We start from the raw sequence: 17,993 nt of genomic DNA, 5'->3' as shown, positions 1-17,993 counted from the left end.
CTGTGTAAGGGCGCTGTGAGAATAGCTCCTCTTCGTGGCTGAATCCACACGGGGGGTGGCCGACAGGTGAGATTAGGCATGCCTTACCTTGAGCTCCGTGTCTGTGAAGCCCGTCACCGGCGGGGCCGTCTCCCCGGCCCGCCCCGCCCCACCGCCCCCGCCGTCACGGCAGGTTGCCGCGCGCCTCACGGTCGTCGCCGCACTGCTCGCCGTGGTCGTCGCCCTGGTCTGCGCCTCGCTGGCGATCGGTACCAAGTCCGTGCCGCTCTCCGACGTACTGGCCGCGATCGGCGGCAGCACGGACGGTGACGCGGTGGTCGTCCGGGAACTGCGCATGCCGCGCACCCTCCTGGGCCTGCTGGTCGGGCTGGCGCTGGGCGCGGCCGGGGCCGTCGCCCAGGACATCACCCGCAATCCGCTCGGCGACCCCGGGCTCATCGGGGTCAGCGCGGGCGGCGCGTTCGCGGTCGCGGCGGGCATCGGCATGCTGGGGCTGACCAGTTCGTACCAGTACATCTGGTTCGCCTTCCTCGGCGGGGCGCTGGCCGGGCTCCTCGCGTACGCGGTCGGCGGCACCGGGTACGGGGGTGCCACTCCGGCCAAACTCGCGCTGGCCGGGGCCGCGGTGAGCGTGCTGCTCGACGCGGGCACCAACACGCTGGTGCTGCTCGACGTCCGCACCCTGGACCAGTACCGCTTCTGGGCGGTGGGCTCGCTGGCGGGCCGCGACGCCGGACTCGCCGTGGAGATCCTTCCGTTCGTCGCCGTCGGCCTGCTGCTCGCCTTCGGGCTCAGCGGGCGGCTCAACGCGCTGGCCCTCGGTGACGACCTCGCCACCACCCTGGGCACCAAGGTCAGGACCACCCGCGCGCTGGGTGCGGTCGCGGTCATCGTCCTGACCGGCGCGGCGGTCGCCGCCGCCGGACCCGTCACCTTCGTCGGCCTGGTCGTCCCCCATGTCGTACGGGCCCTCACCGGGCCCGACGCGCGCTGGCTGGTGCCCTGTTCGGCGCTGGGCGGGGCGGCGCTGATGCTCGCCGCCGACGTCACGGGCCGGATGGTGGCCCGCCCCGGCGAACTGGAGGCCGGTGTGATCACCGCCCTGCTGGGCGCCCCCTTCCTCGCCCTGCTGGTCAAGCGCGGCAAGCTCAAGGAGCACACCCGATGAGCGGCCTGCGCGTGGAATGCGGCCCCTTCGGCGCGTCCGTGAGGCCCCGCGTCGCCCTCGTCGTGCTCGCGCTCGCCGTCCTCGGCTTCGGCGGACTGATCGCCTCCGTCTCGATCGGTACGTACGCGATCCCGGTCGCGGACGTACTCGGCGCGGTACTGGGCACCGGGGACGGCGCAGCCGACCTGATCGTCCACCAGCTGCGCCTGCCCCGAGCGCTGACGGCGCTGCTGGTGGGAGCCGCGTTCGGCCTGGCGGGCGCCGTGTTCCAGGCCGTCACCCGCAACCCGCTGGCCAGCCCCGACCTGATCGGGATCGCGGCGGGCTCCGGAGCCGGTGCGGTCGGCGCCATCCTCATCGGCGGGGTGACCGCGGCCGGTGCCGGTACCTTCGGGGCGGTACCGCTGGGCGCGCTCCTGGGCGCGCTGCTGACGTCGGGCGTCATCTACCTGCTGGCGTACCGGGACGGCACCATCACCGGCTACCGCTTCGTGCTCGTCGGCATCGCCGCGAACGGCGCGCTCATCGCCCTCACCCGCTGGATGCTCGCCCGCGCCGACATCGACCAGGCGTCCCGCGCCATGGTCTGGCTCACCGGCAGCCTCAACGGGCGCGGCTACGACCACGTCCTGTGGTCCGGACTCGCGCTCGCCGTCCTGGCCCCTCTGGTCCTCGCCCTGGCCCGCCCCTACCAGTTGCTCCAGTACGACGACGACACCGCGCGCAGCCTCGGCATCCCGCTGCGGCACTCCCGGATCGCCCTGCTGCTCCTCGCCACCGCCCTCACCGCGCTGGCCACCTCGGCGGCCGGGCCGATCGCCTTCGTCGCGCTCGGCGCCCCGCAGATCGCCCGCCGCCTGACCGGCACCGCAGGACTGCCGCTGATCACCAGTGCGTTCACCGGCGCGGTGCTGCTGATCCTCGCCGATCTGGCCGCACGCACCGTGCTGGCCCCGATCGAACTGCCCGTGGGCGTGCTCACCGGCGCCGTGGGCGCCCCGTACCTGCTGCTGCTCCTCGCCCGTACCAACCGGGCCGGAAAGGGAGGCTGACATGACCGCCCCACTGGACGCGCCCGTACCCACGGCGCGGACCGGCACCGACCCGCGCGGCACCGCCCTGCGCGGCACCGGACTGCGCCTGGCGTACGGCGAGAGGACCGTCGCCGAGGACCTCGACCTGGACATCCCGGCGGGCAAGGTCACCGCCCTGGTCGGCCCCAACGCCTGCGGGAAGTCCACCGCCCTGCGCGCCCTGGCCCGCCTCCTCAAACCGGCGGGCGGCACCGTCCACCTGGACGGCGAGGACATCGCGTCCCTGTCCGCACGCGACTTCGCCCTGCGGCTCGCCCTGCTGCCGCAGACGCCCAGCGCGCCGGACGGCATCACCGTGCGGGACCTGGTGGCCCGCGGCCGGACCCCGCACCAGCGCTGGTGGCGGCAGTGGACGTCGTCCGACGAGGCCGCGGTGGACTCCGCCCTGGCGGCGACCGGCTGCGGCGACCTCGCCCACCGCACCCTCGACGAGCTGTCGGGCGGCCAGCGCCAGCGGGTGTGGATCGCGATGGCCCTGGCCCAGGACACCCCGGTCCTGCTCCTGGACGAGCCGACGACCTACCTGGACCTCGCCCACCAGGTCGACGTCCTGGAACTCGTCGCGCGGCTGAACCGCTCCGAGGGCCGCACCGTGGTGATGGTCCTGCACGAACTCAACCTGGCCTGCCGCTACGCCGACCATCTGATCGCCATGCGCGACGGCGCCGTCGTGGCGGCCGGGCCGCCCTCGGACATCGTCACCCCGGACCTGGTGCACGAGGTGTTCGCCCTGCGTGCGGCGGTCATCGACTGCCCGGTCGCGGGCACGCCCCTGGTCATCCCCGAGGGCGGCCTCAGGACGTGACCCGGCGGGGCCCGGGGACGCGCGACGCCCGCTGACCCGCCGGTTCGTGGGAACAGTCCGTGGGAACAGTCCGTGGGAACAGTCCGTGGGAACAGTCCGTGGGAACAGTCCGTGGGAACAGGAGGGCGGGTCGGCGCGGTTGCAGGGACGAGACCCGTCTCTTCAGGAGGACACCCGCATGACTGACCGGCCCTTGACCCTCATGGCAGTGCACGCCCACCCCGACGACGAGGCCACCAGCACCGGTGGGGTCCTCGCGCAGTACGCGGCGGAGGGGATCCGCACGGTTCTGGTGACGTGTACCGACGGGGGCTGTGGTGATGGACCGGACGGCGCCAAACCAGGCGATCCCGGGCACGACCCGGCGGCCGTCGCCGCGTTGCGCCGCAAGGAGCTTGAGGCGAGCTGCGAGGTCCTGAAGATCAGCGATCTGGAGATGCTGGACTACGCCGACTCCGGGATGGTGGGCTGGCCGAGCAACGACGCCCCGGGGTCCTTCTGGCAGACCCCCGTGGAGGAGGGCGCCGCCCGGCTCGCGGAGCTCATGCGGCACTACCGGCCCGACGTGGTCGTGACGTACGACGAGAACGGCTTCTACGGCCACCCCGACCACATCCAGGCCCACCGCATCACGATGGCGGCCGTGGAGATGACCGAGCTGACGCCGAAGGTCTACTGGACGACGATGCCCAAGTCGGCGATGCGGCGGTTCGGGGAGGCCATGGGCGAGCTGAACGAGGACGCTCCCCAGCCGGATCCCGCCGAGGCCGCCGCGCTGGCCGAGATCGGGCTGCCCGACGACGAGATCACGACGTGGGTGGACACCACGGCGTTCAGCGGCCAGAAGTTCGACGCGCTGGCCGCGCACGCCAGCCAGGGCGAGAACATCTTCTTCCTCAAGATGGGCAAGGAGAAGTTCGGCGAGCTGATGGGCATGGAGACCTTCGTCCGGGTCAAGGACTCCACCGGTGCGGCCGTACCCGAGGAGGACCTCTTCGCCGGACTGCGCTGACCCGCCCGAGGACACGAGGGACGACGTGAAGGAAGAGGAGGGGCGCAAGTGAACGGCATGCCGGGGGCGTTGGTCGGAACCGAGTGGCTGGCGGAGCGGTTGGGGGTGGAGGGAGCCGGGGGAACCGCGGGCGCCGGGAGGGTCGTGGTGCTGGATGCGTCCGTGGGGGCGCATCGAGGGAAGGGGCCGTGGATTCCCGGGGCGCTCGTCTTCGACATCGACGGGGAGATGTCGGACGGGGAGAGCCCCGTCCCGCACACGATGCCGGGGCCGGAGCAATTCGGTGCGCGCGTACGGGCGTTGGGCGTACGCAGCACCGATCGGGTGGTGGTGTACGACGCCGTGGGGATCTACTCCAGTGCGCGGGCCTGGTGGATGCTGCGCGCGGCGGGGTTCGAGCGGGTGGCCGTGCTGGACGGCGGGCTGCCGGGTTGGGTGGCGGGGGGAGGGGCCGTGGTGGATGCTCCGGGCTCGCCTTTCGTACGCACGGGAGACTTTCGGGCGCGCAGGGCGCCTGACGCGTTCGTCGGGCGGGAGGAGGTGCGGGCCGCGCTCGGCGATCCGGGCGTGCGGGTGCTGGACGCCCGTTCGCGCGGGCGGTTCGCCGGTACGGAGCCGGAGCCTCGGGCGGGGCTCCGTGCGGGGCACATGCCGGGAGCGGTGAACGTACCGTTCGGCGAGCTTCAGGACGGGGCGGGGCGGATGCTGCCGGAGGGGGAGCTGCGGGCCCGGTTCGACGCGGTCGTGGCGGGGGCGGACCGGGTGGTGGTGAGCTGCGGTTCGGGGGTCACGGCGTGCGTGCTGGCGCTCGGGGCCGAGATCGCCGGGTACGGGGAGAGGGTTTCGGTGTACGACGGGTCGTGGAGCGAGTGGGGGCTGGAGGGGGCGGCGGGGGCCGGGACGCCCGTCGTGACGGGAAGCGAGTAGGGCGACCGGACGTGCGGGAGGGGCCGGGGCGGCGGGTCCGCGTCAAGCGCACATCAAGGTATGGCCAGGACTTGGCCGCATGCGTCAGTGAACCGTCAACTCCCGACGGCCTGCCCCGTTTTCACGCCTAACCTCCCCGCATGGGACCCGAGGAAGGACCGCCCCACGAGACGGCGTACGACACCGAGTGGGGCGACGGCGTACGGCACGCCGCGCGGTGCGCCGGGGCGTTTCTGGTGATGCTGCTGTCGGTCGACGCCGCGGCCGATGCGTCCAGTTGGGCGCGTTCCGCGCTGTGGGCGGGGCTGGCTCTGGTGTTGCTGGTGATCCTCGTGCCCGCCCGGGTCGCCGCCGGGGACGGGTGGGTGTCCGTACGGGGACTGCTCGGCGAGCGCGTCGTACGGACGGACCGGCTCGTCGCCGTGCGGTGGGCGGACGGGGTCGCGGGGCGGGTGGTCCTGCGGGACGCGGAGGGCGGTCGGGTGGAACTCGACCCCCACATCCTGGAGGCCAATCCGGAACTGTGGCGGCTGCTGGACGCGGGCGCCCGGTCCTCGTGCGCCGCACCGGACGGGACGCTGCGGTGCGGCACGGCGGAGCTGAGGAGGCTCGGGGCGCGGGTCGACGGGGAAACGGCGAGGACGGTGTTCCGGTTGTCGGGGCTGGAGTGACCGCCCCGGCGCACACGGGCAGCACGGGCAGCACCCCCCTTACGCACCTCAGCAGTCGATGTCTCCGGCAGGCCGGACCCCCTTCGTCAGGAAGTCCGTCACGCGCTGGTCGCCGCAGGCGTTGCCCGTGCCGAGGTACGCGCCGTGTCCGGCCTCGTCCACGCTGACCAGGCGGGCGCGGTCGCCCAGCGCCTCGCGCATCTTCAGGGCGCCGAAGTACGGGGTCGAGGGGTCGCGGCGGTTCTGGACCACGAGGATGTTGGAGGGGCCGGAGGAGGTGATCCGGGTCGGCTTCTCGGCCGGGGCCCACTTCCAGAAGGAGCAGGGGGTGATGTTGGCGGGGAAGCCCGCGGTGAGGGGGTGGCGGGCCCGGTCGGCGCGCACGGCGCGGCGGTAGGAGTTCGTCGAGGTCTCGCCTGCGGGCCAGCTGATGTCGTTGCAGATCACGCCGATGGTGGTGGCGGCGTCGGCGTCCGGGAGCGGGCCCGCCAGGTCCGGGGGGAGGACGGGCTTCGTCTGCGGGTCCGTGCTGAGGGAGGCGGCGATCAGCTTGGCCAGGGCCGGGTAGTTGGCCTCGCCGTAGAGGGAGTTCTGGAGGGCCTGGCGGAGGTGGTTGCCGGTGACGGGGACGCCGGGTTCGCCGGTGGGGGTGACCGAGTCCTGGGGCGTACGGTCCAGCCTGGCGGCGAGGGCGAGCACCAACGGCCTTATCCACGAGGGGTGTTGGGCCAGGCGCGGACCCTTGTGGTCGGCATCGCGGGCCGGGTCGGAGGCCCAGGCGGCGAAGTCGGGGAAGGCGTCCTCGACGGCCTGGCCGGTGTTCGCCATCCAGGTCCTGGCGAGGCGGGCGGGGTCCGGGTCGGCGACGCTGTCGAGGATCCAGCGGTCGGTGTGGTTCGGGAACTTCTGGGCGTACACGGCTGCGACGTACGCGCCGTACGACGTGCCCCACGCGGAGATCTTCTCCTCCCCCAGGGCGCGGCGGAGGCGGTCCATGTCGCGGACCTGGTTGGCGGAGGTGAGGCTGCGGAGGACCGCGCCGCCGTTCTTGGCGCAGAGGTCGGCGGTGCGGCGGGAGCGGTCGATGTTGGCGTCGATCCGGCCGCCGGGGGCGGGCCAGGAGCGCAAGGTCACCAAGTGCCGGTCCACTTCCGGGAGTTCGCAGCTCGTACGGCTGCTCCTGCCGGTGCCACGGGGGTCGAAGGCGACGAGGTCGTAGGTGTTGGCGAGCTGGGCCCGGAGCTTGGCGCCCTTCTGGGTGAGGCGCTGCACGCCCGAGCCGCCGGGGCCGCCCGCCAGGACGAGGAGGGCACCTCTGCGGAGGCCGGGGTCTTCGCTGCGGACGCGGGAGACGGCGAGGCTGAGGGTGGGGCCGGTGGGGTCGGAGTAGTCCACCGGGACGGGGAGGGTGGCGCACTCCTGGGTCGGGGGGCCGCCCAGGTCGGGACGGGCGCAAGGAGTCCAGGTCAGGACGGGGATCTCGGCCCGGTCGGCCTGCGGACGGGCGGAGGCGGGGGTCCCGGCGGCGGTGGTGAGGGTGGTGACGGCGGCGGTGGCGGCGAGGGCGACGGCGAGGCTCTTCGAACGGTAAGAGGGCATGCCAGGACGGTAGTTGGGCGGGCCGGGCGGGCCCATCGGGGCGGCCGGTGAGTCGGGGGTGGGGGTAACCCCCCGGGGGCCGCCGCCGGGGGCGGGAGGGACCGGCCGGGCGGTTGCCGGAGGGGAGGCGGCGTGTTGGCGGGGGGTGGGGGAAATGCGCTGGTAATTGTGTGTTTATGACCTTTTTGGTCCTTGGCCATTTCGTTCTCGCGCTGTGCGCCGCCCCTCTCGTACGCCGAAGGGGGCCGCGCGCCTTCGTCGTGCTCGCCGTTCCGCCGGTCGTCGCGCTCGGGTGGGCCCTCGCGCAGTGGGACAGAGTCGTGGCGGGACGTCCCACCGACGAAGCGTGGACGTGGATCGAGGACTACGGGGTCGAGGTCGCGTTCCGGCTCGACGCGCTGGCGATGCTCATGGTGTTGCTGGCGGCCGGGATCGGCGCGTTGGTGTTGTTGTACTGCGTCAGCTACTTCGACGTGGGAGAGCCGCGACTCGGGCCGTTCGCCGGGCAGTTGCTGGGGTTCGCCGGGGCGATGCTGGGGCTGGTGCTCGCCGACGACCTCCTGGTGCTGTACCTGTTCTGGGAGCTGACGACCGTGCTGTCGTTCCTGCTGATCGGGTACGACTGCGAGAAGCGGGCGGGGCGGCGGTCCGCGCTCCAGGCGCTGCTGGTGACCTCGACCGGTGGGCTCGCGATGTTCGTGGGGTTCCTGATGATCGGGGAGGCCGCCGGGACGTACCGGATCTCGCGGATCATCGAGGAGCCGCCCCCGGCCAGTACGGCCCTCTCCACTGCTGTCGTGCTCGTGCTGTGCGGGGCGATCGCGAAGTCCGCGATCTGGCCGCTGAGCGTGTGGCTGCCCAACGCGATGGCGGCGCCCACGCCCGTGAGCGCGTATCTGCACGCCGCGGCGATGGTGAAGGCCGGGGTGTATCTGGTGGCGCGGCTCGCGCCCGCGTTCGCCGACGTTCCGCCGTGGCGGCCGGTTCTGCTCACGCTCGGGACCGTGACCATGCTGCTCGGCGGGTGGCGGGCGCTGCGGCAGCACGACCTCAAGCTCGTGCTGGCGTACGGAACCGTCAGTCAGCTGGGGTTCCTGGTGGTGCTCGCGGGGGTCGGGACGTACGACGCGGCGCTCGCGGCCTCGGCCATGATTCTCGGGCATGCGCTGTTCAAGGCGCCGTTGTTCCTCGTGACCGGAATCGTCGATCATGCGGCGGGGACCCGGGATCTGCGGGAGCTGTCGGGGGTCGGGCGGGCGCTCCCCCGGGTCTGTGCGACCGCCGTCGTCGCCGGGGCGTCCATGGCCGCGCTGCCTCCGCTGCTCGGGTTCGTCGCGAAGGAGGCGGCCTTCGAGGCGCTGCTGAACGGGACGCCCGGGGAGCGGTGGGTGCTGGCGTTCATCGTGGTCGGGTCCGCGCTGACCGTCGCGTACACCGTCCGGTTCCTGTGGGGGGCCTTCGCCCGCAAGCCGGGGCGGGCCGACACCCACGTCCATCGTGTGGGAGCCGCCTTCCTCGCGCCCCCCGCCCTCCTCGCCGTCGCCTGTCTCGTCCTCGGGCCGGCCGTCGCCTGGCCCGCCGGGCTCTTCGAGCGGTACGCCGCCCAGTACCCCGTGCCCGAGCACCCGTACCACCTCGCCCTCTGGCACGGGTTCGGGCCCGCCCTCGGCCTGTCGGCGCTCGCCTGGGTGCTGGGGGCGGCACTGTTCGTCCTGCGCGGGCCGGTGGCGGCGCTCGGGGCGCGGCTGGCGTGGCCGTCGGCGGAGCGGGCGTTCGACGGGACCGTGCTCGGGGTGGAGCGGGGCGCCCTCCAGCTCACCGGATACGTACAGAAGGGGTCGCTTCCCGCGTACGTGGCGACCGTGCTGTCGGTCGTGGTGTGCGGGCTGCTCGCCGTGTTCGTCGTGGACCGGCCGTGGCAGGAAGGACCGCCCGCGCCCCGGCCGTGGGACTCGCCGTGGCAGGCCGTCGTCGCCGCGCTGACCTGCGCTTGTGCGCTGCTGTGTCTCACCGTGCAGCGGCGCATGCAGGCGGCCGTGCTGGCCGGGCTCACCGGGTACGGAACCGCGCTGCTGTACGTCGTGCACGGCGCGCCCGACCTCGCGCTCACGCAGTTCGGGGTGGAGACCGTCTCGACGGTGGTGCTCGTGCTGGTGCTGCGGCGGCTGCCGCTCTTCTTCGGGGACGGGGATGCGCGCAAGCGGTACCGGCGGGTGTGGGGGCTCGTGCTCGCGCTGTTCAGCAGCGTGGTGGCGGCGGTCGCGGTGTGGCTCGCGGCCGGGGCCCGGCAGGGCACCCCGATCGGGGCCGCCATGGTCGGGGCGACCGCAGAGCACGGGCTCAAGGACGTGGTGGCCACGATCCTGGTGGACTTCCGGGCCTGGGACACCCTGGGCGAATCGGCCGTGCTGGTGGCGGCCGTCGCGGGGGTGACCAGCCTGCTGTTCACGGACAGCGGGCAGGAGGACCCCGAGGCGCCCGGCGCATGGCGGGCGTCCTCACGGGTGTCGCGGGAGGAGCGGGCAGCGCAGGTGCGCGAGCACGCCGAGCACGACCCCTCCCCGTACGACCTCGCCGCCCCCGAACGGGACTGGCTCGCGGCCGGAGGGGCGACCGACCCCCGGCACCGGTCGGTGGTCTTCGAGGTGATCGCCCGGCTCATCTTCCATCCGATCCTGATGCTGTCGGCGTATCTGCTCTTCTGCGCGGAGAACCTGCCCGGCGGCGGGTTCGTGGGCGGGCTGGTGGCCGGGATCGCGCTGACGATCCGTTACCTCGCGGGTGGGCGCTACGAGTTGGAGGCGGCGACCGGCTTCCACGCGGGCTTCTTCGTCGGGCTAGGGCTGGCCGTGTCGACCACGGTGGCGCTCGCCGGGCTCCTCGGCGGCACCGTGCTGCGCTCCTGGTCCTGGCACGGGCACCTGCCGCTCGTCGGCGACTGGCACGTCGGCACCTCCGTCTTCTTCGACATCGGCGTGTACCTGCTGGTGACCGGGGTCGTCCTCGATACGGTCCGGGCGCTCGGGGCGTGGATGGACCAGGGGGCCGAGGACGCGGCACTCGCCGCCGAGACCGCTGAGACCGCCGAGACCGCCGAAGCCCCCGCCCCGGACAGCGCGGGAACCCGCACCCTCACCCCGGAGGCGAACCAGTGACCGTCAGCGCCACCCTGCTCGTCTGCGCCGTCGTCCTGACCTTCGTCGGCAGCGTCCTCGTCCTGACCCGCAGCCTCACCCGCGTCCTGATGGGCATCATCATCTGCGGCAACGGCGTCAACCTCTTCGTGCTCGCCGGGAGCGGGCCCGCCGGGGTGCCGCCGCTGCTGTACCCGGGGGTGCCGCCCGAGACGATGAGTGACCCGTTCCCGCAGGCCATCGTGCTGACGGCGGTGGTCATCACGCTGGGCACCACCGCGTTCGTGCTGGCGATGGCGTACCGCAGTACGCAGCTCACCGGGTCGGACTTCGTACCCGACGACCTCTCCGACCGGAGGGTCGCCCTGCGAGCCGAACTCGCCACCGAGCGGAGCCAGTTGAGGGCGAAGGCGCGCGCCGGGGAGACCGACCGGCGCTCCGTGCGCCGCTCCGTGCGCGAGCTCTGGCGCGAGCAGCGCCGCCGCCTGCGCGACGACCGCGCCTACCAGGCCCGCGCCGGGGACTACGCGGACGACCGCTGGGACGACGTCCTGGGCGCGGACCCCGAAAGCCCACCCACCCCCCAGGACCCCCCAGCCCCCCACCAGGAGTCCCGGTGAACGCCCTCGTACCTCTCCCCGTCATCCTCCCCCTCGCCTTCTGCGGGTGGTCCGTCGCCGTCGGGCCGCGGCTCATCGCCCTTCAGCGCATCGCCTCCGTCACCATGCTCGCCGCCGTCCTCGTCGTCGACGTCGTCCTCCTCGTGCAGGCCGACCGGAACGGGCCCCTCGTCGTGCACCTCGGCGACTTCGGGCCCCCGCTCGGCGTGACGCTCGTCGCCGACCGGCTGTCCGCGCTGATGCTGACGGTATCCGGCGCGGTCACTCTCCTCGTCCTCCTCTACGCCATGGGGCAGGAGGGGTCGTCGCGCGGGCCCCGGGCGATCTCCTTCTTCCACCCGGCCTATCAAGTCCTCATCGCCGGAGTGTCGTTGACGTTCCTCGCCGGTGACCTGGTCAACCTCTACGTCGGCTTCGAGATCATGCTGATGGCGAGCTTCGTACTGATCACCGTGGCCAGCAACGAGGCCCGGCTGCGCGCCGGGTCCACGTACGTGATCGTCTCGCTGGTCTCGTCGCTGGTGTTCCTGGCCGGGATCGCCCTCACCTACGCCGCCGCCGGGACCGTCAACTTCGCCCAGCTCTCGGAGCAGCTCGCCGAACTCCCCCTGGGAGTGAGGACCCTGTCCGAAGCGCTGCTCCTCACCGTCTTCGGCGTGAAGGCCGCCGCCTTCCCCGTCGCCGCCTGGCTGCCGGACTCCTATCCGACCGCCCCGGCCCCCGTCACGGCCGTCTTCGCGGGCCTGCTCACCAAGGTCGGCGTGTACTGCATGATCCGCACCGAGACCCTGCTCTTCCCCGGCAACCGGCTGTCCCACGTCCTCATGGCGGTGGCCATCGCGTCGATGCTGGTCGGCATCCTCGGGGCGGTCGCGCAGACCGACCTGAAGCGGCTGCTGTCGTTCACCCTCGTCAGCCACATCGGCTTCATGCTGTACGGGCTGGCGCTGGGCAGCGCGGCCGGGATCGGCGGGGCGATCGTCTACACGGCACACCACATCACCGTGCAGACGACGCTCTTCCTCGCCTGCGGGATGCTCGAACAGCGTTACGGGACGACCGAGTTGACGCGGCTCGGCGGTGCGATCCGGTCCGCCCCGCTGCTCGCCGCGCTGTGGTTCGTGCCCGCGATGAGCCTCGCCGGGATTCCGCCGCTCTCCGGGTTCCTCGGGAAACTGGGGCTGATCCGGGCGGGCGTCGCGGACGGCGGGGCGTGGGCGTACGCGGGGATCGGCGCGGCCATGGTGACCAGCCTGCTGACGCTGTACGTCGTCACGAAGGTGTGGAACCTGGCGTTCTGGCGCACGGCCCCGCTCCCGGACGCCGCCCCCGCCCCTGCCAGGACCGAACCGGCGTCGCCCCCGCCGCTGGGGCGCGGCGCGACCCTCGTCCTCACCGAGCCCCGTCAAGCCGCCGCGCCCGAACGGGCTCTGCCCCGGCTGACCACCGCCGCGACCGTCGCCGCCGTGCTGCTCGGCCTCGCGTACACCTTCCTGGCCACGCCCCTGACCGGGGTCGCCGACCGCTCCGCGGCCGAACTCCTCGCCCGTACCCCCTACATCGAGGCGGTGCTCGCACCATGAGCGCACCCCCACCCGAGTCCGTCCCCTGCGGGCGGCGCGGGCGCATCGACCTTCCGCTGATCGCCTGGCTGACCGTGATCTGGATGCTGCTGTGGTCCGGCGCGACCTGGGGGAACCTCATCAGCGGCATCGTGGTGGCGCTCGTCCTCTGCGTGCTCTTTCCGCTGCCGCCCGTCGAACTCGGGCTGCGGCTGCGCCCGTTGGGCATCCTGCTGCTCGCCAAGTACCTGCTGCGCGACATCGTCGCCGCCAGCCACGCCGTCGCCCTGCTGGCCTGGTCGGGGCGGGTCGGGCCGGCGGCGGTGGTGCGGGTGCCGCTGCGCTGCCGTACGGACCTGATGCTCGCGGCGACCGCCGTCGCGGTGTCCAGCGTGCCCGGCGGTGCGCTCGTCGAGGTCAACGCGGCGACCGCCACCCTCTACCTGCACGTGTCCGACGCGGACGACCCGGCGGTCGTGGCCCGCACCCGCCGTGACGTGTGGCGGCTGGAGCGGCTCGTGGTCCGGGCCTTCGGGCCGCGCGACGAGCTGGACCGGGTCCGGCTGGAACCGCCCCCGGTCAGCGAGCGGCCACCGACCACCGGGCCGTCCCCGGACACCGGACCGTCCCCGGACACCGGACCGTCCCCGGACACCGATCCGCCCCCGACCACCGATCTGCCCCCGGACACCGATCCGCCCCCGACCGGAGAGGCGCCCCGCCCGTGACCCAGGCCGCCGACATCCTCCTCAACGCCGCCCTCGCGGTGCTCGCCCTCGCCGGGGCCCTGCTGCTCATCCGTATCGCGCGCGGCCCCTCCATGCTGGACCGGGCCGTGTGCATGGACGTCGCGGCGGCCCTGATCGTCGCCGGGATCGGCGTCCAGGCCGCGCTGACCGAGACCCGCTACTACCTGTCGATCATGCTGGTGCTGGCGTTCCTCGGCTTCACCAGTTCGGTCTCCATCGCCCGGTTCATCGCCCGCCGGGACCGCCCCACGGCGAAGGAGCGCGCGTCATGAGCAACTGGTCCAGGGCCGCCGACCTGATCAGCTCGATCCTGCTCCTGATCGGGGCGGTGAACTGCCTCTCCGGAGTCATCGGGCTGCTGCGGCTGCCGGACGTCTTCACCCGCAGCTACGCGGCGACCAACCCGCAGACCTTCGGCATGCTGATGCTGCTCGCGGGCGTCGCCCTGCGACTGCGCTCCGCCTTCGACCTGGGGACGCTCGCCCTGGTCGCCTTCTTCCAGCTCCTCACGAGCGCGGTCGCCGCACACCTGGTGGCGCGGGCCGCCTACCGTACGGGGCTGACCGGTGAGACCCCGCTGCTGTACGACGAGCTGGGCGAGCACCCGCGACAGTGACCGGGACCCGCGCCGCCCCGCCCCGCCCCCGTAGCCGCGCACCCGAAGGCGGGGAGGCGTCCCGTCACACGACGCCTCCCCGCCCGAGCACCTCAGCACCTCACTCGTGCACCCCGTACGTACGGGACACCAGTGCGGGACACCAGTACGGGGACAACCAGTACGGGCTACCGCTTCCCGCGCCCGCCGAGCCCACCGTCCGGGCCGTCCGCGTACTTCGCGCGCACCCCGTCGTTGTACTCGACCTCCTCCTTGCGCACCTCGCCCGACATCTCCTTCTGCTCGGTGACCTTGTAGACCTCCAGGCGCACCCGCTCCACCGGCACGGTCTCCTTGCGCATCACCGCGCGCTCCTCGTGCAGGACCACCTCGACCTGACCCTCGCCGATCTGCGCGCTCGTACGGCCCGTCCGCCGCTCCTCGTCGGTGATCGGCACACGGGTGACCCGCACCTCCTCGTGGCTCACCTCGACCGACTTCGTGACGTTCTCCGTCACCACGCGCTTGCGCAGCTGGGCGCGCCCGGCCTCGCGCTCCTCGGTCGCGAAGCTCAGCCGCTCCTCGGAGAGCAGCATCTCCTCGGTCTGGCCCTTGCTGCCGGTCGTGCCGGGGGCCGTACGGCCGGAGATGTCGGTGTCCACGCTGCGGCTCGCCGCGCCCGCTCCTGCCAGCGTGCGGGCGCCACCGCCCGACGCCGATCCGGCCAGCGGGCGGACCGTGGCCTTCGTGCGGTCGGCGAAGCCGCTCGACGCGGCGGCTGCCGTACCGGCGACGCCTGCGGCACCGGCGGCGTGACGGCCGGTCGAGGTCGCCGACGTCGTGGCGGAGGTCGTGGCGGAGGTCGTCGCGGACCTCGTGTCGGCGAAGCCGTTGCCGTCGGCGCGGCCCGTGTCGCCGGGACCGGACAGCCCGTAGTGGCGGTACAGCTCCGCCTCCTCCGTGCGGTCCAGGTGCCCGTCCACGTCGATCCTCGGGGCGTCCTTGATCACGTCCTTGCCGTGCGGGACGCGCACGCCGCCGTCCGTGCGGGTCGAGCCCGCCAGCGGCACGAACGTCTCCTTGGTGCCGAACAGCCCGGTCCTCACCGTGACCCACTCCGGTTCTCCGGTGGTGTCGTCTCGGTAGACCTTCTGGACGGCCCCGACCTTGTTGCCCTCGGCGTCGACGACGTTCGCGCCGGACAGGTTCTCGGGGGTGTAGCCGTTGGGAGCGGTCATGGGCTTCTCGTCTCCGTTCCGCGCAGCACCGATGCAGCACCGTTCAGTGCGTTGCCCTGCGCATACGTCCAGTGCGCCCCTCTCCGGTCCGCGCCGCGACCGCAGTGATCGCCCCGGCACCCTCCGCGAGCGCCCCCCGAAACCGCCGGGGAGCCGCCCCACCGGCCGTATCAGGCCCTTCTCACCCCTCGGGTCACCTTCCGTCCCATGTACTCCGTTCGAGTGAACCCGCTCCAGGAGGCGGTCTTGCCCCGGGCCGTCACGACCTGTCACCGTGCGGTCCGTACGCTGACACGTGATGTCCTAACGGGCCACACTGGTAAGCACATTGAGAACCGCGTGTGGGGGCGACATGGCACTCGGCTACACCCGACGCACCGGCACGCTGCCCTTGGAAGTGACCGGATTCGTCGGGCGGGTCTCGGAGCTGGACCACGTACGGGAGCTGCTCAGGCGCTCCCGTCTCACGACACTGATCGGGCCGGGCGGTGTCGGCAAGAGCCGACTCGCGCTGCGCACGGCGCTGTCGCTGAAGGGGGACTACGACGACGGCGTCGTGCTCGTCGAGCTGTCCGCGCTGCACGACCCGGAGCTTCTGACGGGCGCGGTGGCGAACGCGCTGGGCCTGCCCGAGCAGTCGGGGCGGGTCGTCGTGGACGTCGTCGTCGAGCATCTGGCGGAGCGGCGCATCCTGCTCGTACTGGACACCTGCGAGCACCTCCTCGACGCGTGCGCGCTGCTCGCGGACCTGCTGCTGCGGGAGGCGCCGGGCGTGACGGTGCTGGCGACGAGCCGCCAGCCGCTGGACGTGCCGGGTGAACACACTCTGCCCGTACCGCCGTTGGGCGACGACGACGCGGTCGAGCTGTTCGCGCAGCGGGCCTCGGCGGTGGTCCCCGGCTTCGAGGTGACCGACAACAACCGCCCCGACGTGCTCGCCCTCTGCCACCGTCTGGACGGCATCCCGCTCGCCATCGAACTGGCGACGGTACGGCTGCGAGCACTGCCGCTGACCCAGCTCACGGCCCGTCTGGAGCACCGCTTCCAGGTCCTGACGGGCGGGCGGCGCAGTGCGGTGCTGCCCCGCCACCAGACGCTGCGTACGGCCATCGACTGGAGCTACGAGTTGTGCTCCCCGCAGGAGAAGCTGCTGTGGGCGCGGCTGTCGGTGTTCGCCGGGTCCTTCGACCTGACGGCCGTCGAGGAGGTCTGCTCGGAGGACGAGGCCGACGAACCCGACGAGGCCGACAAGCCCGATAAGCCCGACAAGCCCGGCGACGCGGAGCCCGGCGAGAGCCCCGAGGGGGACGCCACCGGGCTGCTGCCCCGCGAGGTGATCCTGGAGCACCTCATAGGGCTGGTCGACAAGTCCGTCGTGCTGCGCGACGGCGACGAGGGCGCCCGCTACCGGCTCCTCGACACGATCCGCGAGTACGGCGCGGACAAGTGCAGCGACACCGAGCGCGAGCGGTGCAGACGACGGCACCGCGACCACTACCTGGGCCGGGCCTCGTACTTCTTCGAGATGCTGCTGAGTGCCGAACAGGTGCCGCTGTACTGGCAGTTGCACCGCGACCTCGCCGATCTGCGCAGCGCCCTGGAGTACTCGCTCTCGCGCCCCGACGGGGTGCGGCCCGCGCTCGTCATGGCGGCCCGGCTGTGGCCGTTCTGGTCGACGGCCGGACTCTTCACGGAGGGGCGGTACTGGCTCGACAAGGGCCTCGCCCAGGAGCGGGAGCCGTCCCGGGAACGGTCCCAGGCGCTCCTGTGGGGCAGTCTGCTGGCCGTGATGCAGGGAGACGTCGGCGTGGCCCACGCGGGCTTCCTGGAGACCATGGAGGTCGCGCACGCGGCGGGTTCGGAGCTCGACCGGATGCTGGCGCTGGGCTACCTCGGCGGCATCTCCTGGCTGTTCGGCGACGCGGACGGCGGCCGGGAGTCCCTGACCGAGGCCCTCTCGGGACTGGTGCGGATCGGCGACCCGCTGGGCCGGGTCGTCCACCACTACCAGAGCAGTTACGTCCAGGCGCTGATACGGCGCTCCGACGATTCGGACGCGCACGCGGATGAGGCCCTGCGGCTGATCACCGAGGCCCCCGGCGGCGGGGTCGGCGAATGCATGATCACCAGCCAGGTCCTCGGCATCAAGGGAATGGCCGCCTGGACGCGCGGCGACGCGCCCGAGAGCGTCCGTTTCGCGCGCGAGTCCCTGCGGCTGAGCCGGGAGCTGAGGGACCACTTCGCCGCGACGAACTCCCTGGAACTCCTCGCCTGGGGTTCGGCGGACACCGGCCGCCACAAGCTGGCGGCGTGGCTGCTCGGCACCTGTTCCGAGCAGTGGCGGAAGATCGGCTCCCCGATGATCGGGGTCGCCATCTACCAGGACGACCACTCCCGGGTGGAGACGACGGTGCGCGACCGGCTCGGCGAGGCGGAGTACCGGCTGCTCTTCGAGCAGGGCTCCACCCTCCCCCTGGAACAGGCCGTCGAGCTGGCCCTCGCGGGGGCGTCCCGCCCGGTGACGAGCGCCGCGCCGTCCGAGGGCACCTCGTCCCTGGACCATCTGACGCGGCGCGAGAGGGAGGTGGCGGCGCTGATCTCGGCGGGCCTGACGAACCGCGAGATCTCCGAGCGCCTGGTCATCTCGAAGCGGACGGCGGACGCGCACGTGGAGCACATCCTGGCCAAGCTGGGCTTCTCGTCGCGCACGCAGATCGCGGCGCTGGCGGGCGAGGCGGCGAACGCGACGGGGACGCCGTGGCTGCGGTCGTTCGACGGTCGGCGGCAGTAGGACGTGTCCGGCGGATTCCGTCCCGGTC

Annotated in this window: 15 protein-coding genes; 13 read left to right on the top strand and 2 right to left on the bottom strand. The window is 72.9% G+C overall.

Features of this window, described 5'->3' with window-relative positions:
- Positions 1-97: 97 nt before the first annotated feature.
- From OG897_RS01955 to OG897_RS01930, 6 genes are all read left to right on the top strand, one after another.
- On the top strand, positions 98-1,168 hold the full coding sequence (locus OG897_RS01955) for an iron ABC transporter permease (protein ID WP_266652237.1): 1,071 nt from the start codon (positions 98-100) through the stop codon (positions 1,166-1,168).
- Complete coding sequence (locus OG897_RS01950; protein WP_266652235.1) at positions 1,165-2,220, top strand: iron chelate uptake ABC transporter family permease subunit; 1,056 nt, start codon at positions 1,165-1,167, stop codon at positions 2,218-2,220. The genes OG897_RS01955 and OG897_RS01950 overlap by 4 nt, the downstream gene beginning before the upstream one ends.
- A gap of 1 nt (position 2,221) precedes the next feature.
- Positions 2,222-3,067, top strand: a complete 846-nt coding sequence (locus OG897_RS01945) for an ABC transporter ATP-binding protein (RefSeq protein ID WP_266652233.1) — start codon at positions 2,222-2,224, stop codon at positions 3,065-3,067.
- Between the two features lie 178 nt (positions 3,068-3,245).
- The gene (locus OG897_RS01940; protein WP_266652231.1) at positions 3,246-4,079 is read left to right on the top strand and encodes a PIG-L family deacetylase; all 834 of its coding nucleotides are present in this window, start codon (positions 3,246-3,248) and stop codon (positions 4,077-4,079) included.
- Positions 4,080-4,136: 57 nt separating this feature from the next.
- Positions 4,137-5,006: a sulfurtransferase gene (locus OG897_RS01935; protein ID WP_266656494.1), complete on the top strand. Its 870-nt coding sequence runs from the start codon at positions 4,137-4,139 to the stop codon at positions 5,004-5,006.
- A 140-nt stretch (positions 5,007-5,146) separates the two neighbouring features.
- Positions 5,147-5,677: a hypothetical protein gene (locus OG897_RS01930; protein ID WP_266652229.1), complete on the top strand. Its 531-nt coding sequence runs from the start codon at positions 5,147-5,149 to the stop codon at positions 5,675-5,677.
- A gap of 48 nt (positions 5,678-5,725) precedes the next feature.
- Here OG897_RS01930 and OG897_RS01925 read toward each other — a convergent pair whose 3' ends face one another.
- The gene (locus tag OG897_RS01925; protein ID WP_266652227.1) at positions 5,726-7,276 is read right to left on the bottom strand and encodes an alpha/beta hydrolase; all 1,551 of its coding nucleotides are present in this window, start codon (positions 7,274-7,276) and stop codon (positions 5,726-5,728) included.
- Between the two features lie 176 nt (positions 7,277-7,452).
- Between OG897_RS01925 and OG897_RS01920 the strand changes: the two genes are divergently transcribed.
- Genes OG897_RS01920 through mnhG form a run of 6 tightly spaced genes read left to right on the top strand, consistent with a single transcriptional unit; the run spans position 7,453 to position 13,957 of the window.
- Positions 7,453-10,431, top strand: coding sequence for a Na+/H+ antiporter subunit A (locus tag OG897_RS01920; RefSeq protein WP_266652225.1), 2,979 nt, complete (start codon positions 7,453-7,455; stop codon positions 10,429-10,431).
- Positions 10,428-11,030, top strand: coding sequence for a Na(+)/H(+) antiporter subunit C (locus tag OG897_RS01915; protein ID WP_266652223.1), 603 nt, complete (start codon positions 10,428-10,430; stop codon positions 11,028-11,030). The genes OG897_RS01920 and OG897_RS01915 overlap by 4 nt, the downstream gene beginning before the upstream one ends.
- Positions 11,027-12,613 carry a Na+/H+ antiporter subunit D gene (locus OG897_RS01910; RefSeq protein ID WP_266652221.1) on the top strand — a complete coding sequence of 529 codons (1,587 nt, stop codon included), beginning with the start codon at positions 11,027-11,029 and terminating at the stop codon, positions 12,611-12,613. The genes OG897_RS01915 and OG897_RS01910 overlap by 4 nt, the downstream gene beginning before the upstream one ends.
- Positions 12,610-13,320 carry a Na+/H+ antiporter subunit E gene (locus tag OG897_RS01905; RefSeq protein ID WP_266652219.1) on the top strand — a complete coding sequence of 237 codons (711 nt, stop codon included), beginning with the start codon at positions 12,610-12,612 and terminating at the stop codon, positions 13,318-13,320. The genes OG897_RS01910 and OG897_RS01905 overlap by 4 nt, the downstream gene beginning before the upstream one ends.
- The gene (locus tag OG897_RS01900) at positions 13,317-13,613 is read left to right on the top strand and encodes a monovalent cation/H+ antiporter complex subunit F (RefSeq protein WP_266652217.1); all 297 of its coding nucleotides are present in this window, start codon (positions 13,317-13,319) and stop codon (positions 13,611-13,613) included. The genes OG897_RS01905 and OG897_RS01900 overlap by 4 nt, the downstream gene beginning before the upstream one ends.
- A complete protein-coding gene (gene mnhG, locus OG897_RS01895) occupies positions 13,610-13,957 on the top strand; it encodes a monovalent cation/H(+) antiporter subunit G (RefSeq protein ID WP_266652215.1) in 348 nt (115 codons plus the stop codon). The genes OG897_RS01900 and mnhG overlap by 4 nt, the downstream gene beginning before the upstream one ends.
- Positions 13,958-14,124: 167 nt before the next feature.
- Here the strand turns inward: mnhG and OG897_RS01890 are convergent, their stop codons facing one another.
- Positions 14,125-15,174, bottom strand: a complete 1,050-nt coding sequence (locus OG897_RS01890) for a PRC and DUF2382 domain-containing protein (protein ID WP_266652213.1) — start codon at positions 15,172-15,174, stop codon at positions 14,125-14,127.
- 352 nt (positions 15,175-15,526) lie between these two features.
- Here OG897_RS01890 and OG897_RS01885 point away from each other — a divergent pair, with 352 nt between their 5' ends.
- The gene (locus OG897_RS01885) at positions 15,527-17,965 is read left to right on the top strand and encodes a LuxR C-terminal-related transcriptional regulator (RefSeq protein WP_266652211.1); all 2,439 of its coding nucleotides are present in this window, start codon (positions 15,527-15,529) and stop codon (positions 17,963-17,965) included.
- Positions 17,966-17,993 lie beyond the last annotated feature (28 nt).

The sequence above is a fragment of the Streptomyces sp. NBC_00237 genome (genome assembly GCF_026342435.1).
Lineage (GTDB): Bacteria > Actinomycetota > Actinomycetes > Streptomycetales > Streptomycetaceae > Streptomyces.
The sequence above is the reverse complement of the archived record's forward strand: the minus strand, read 5'-3'. Positions and strand labels throughout refer to the sequence as shown.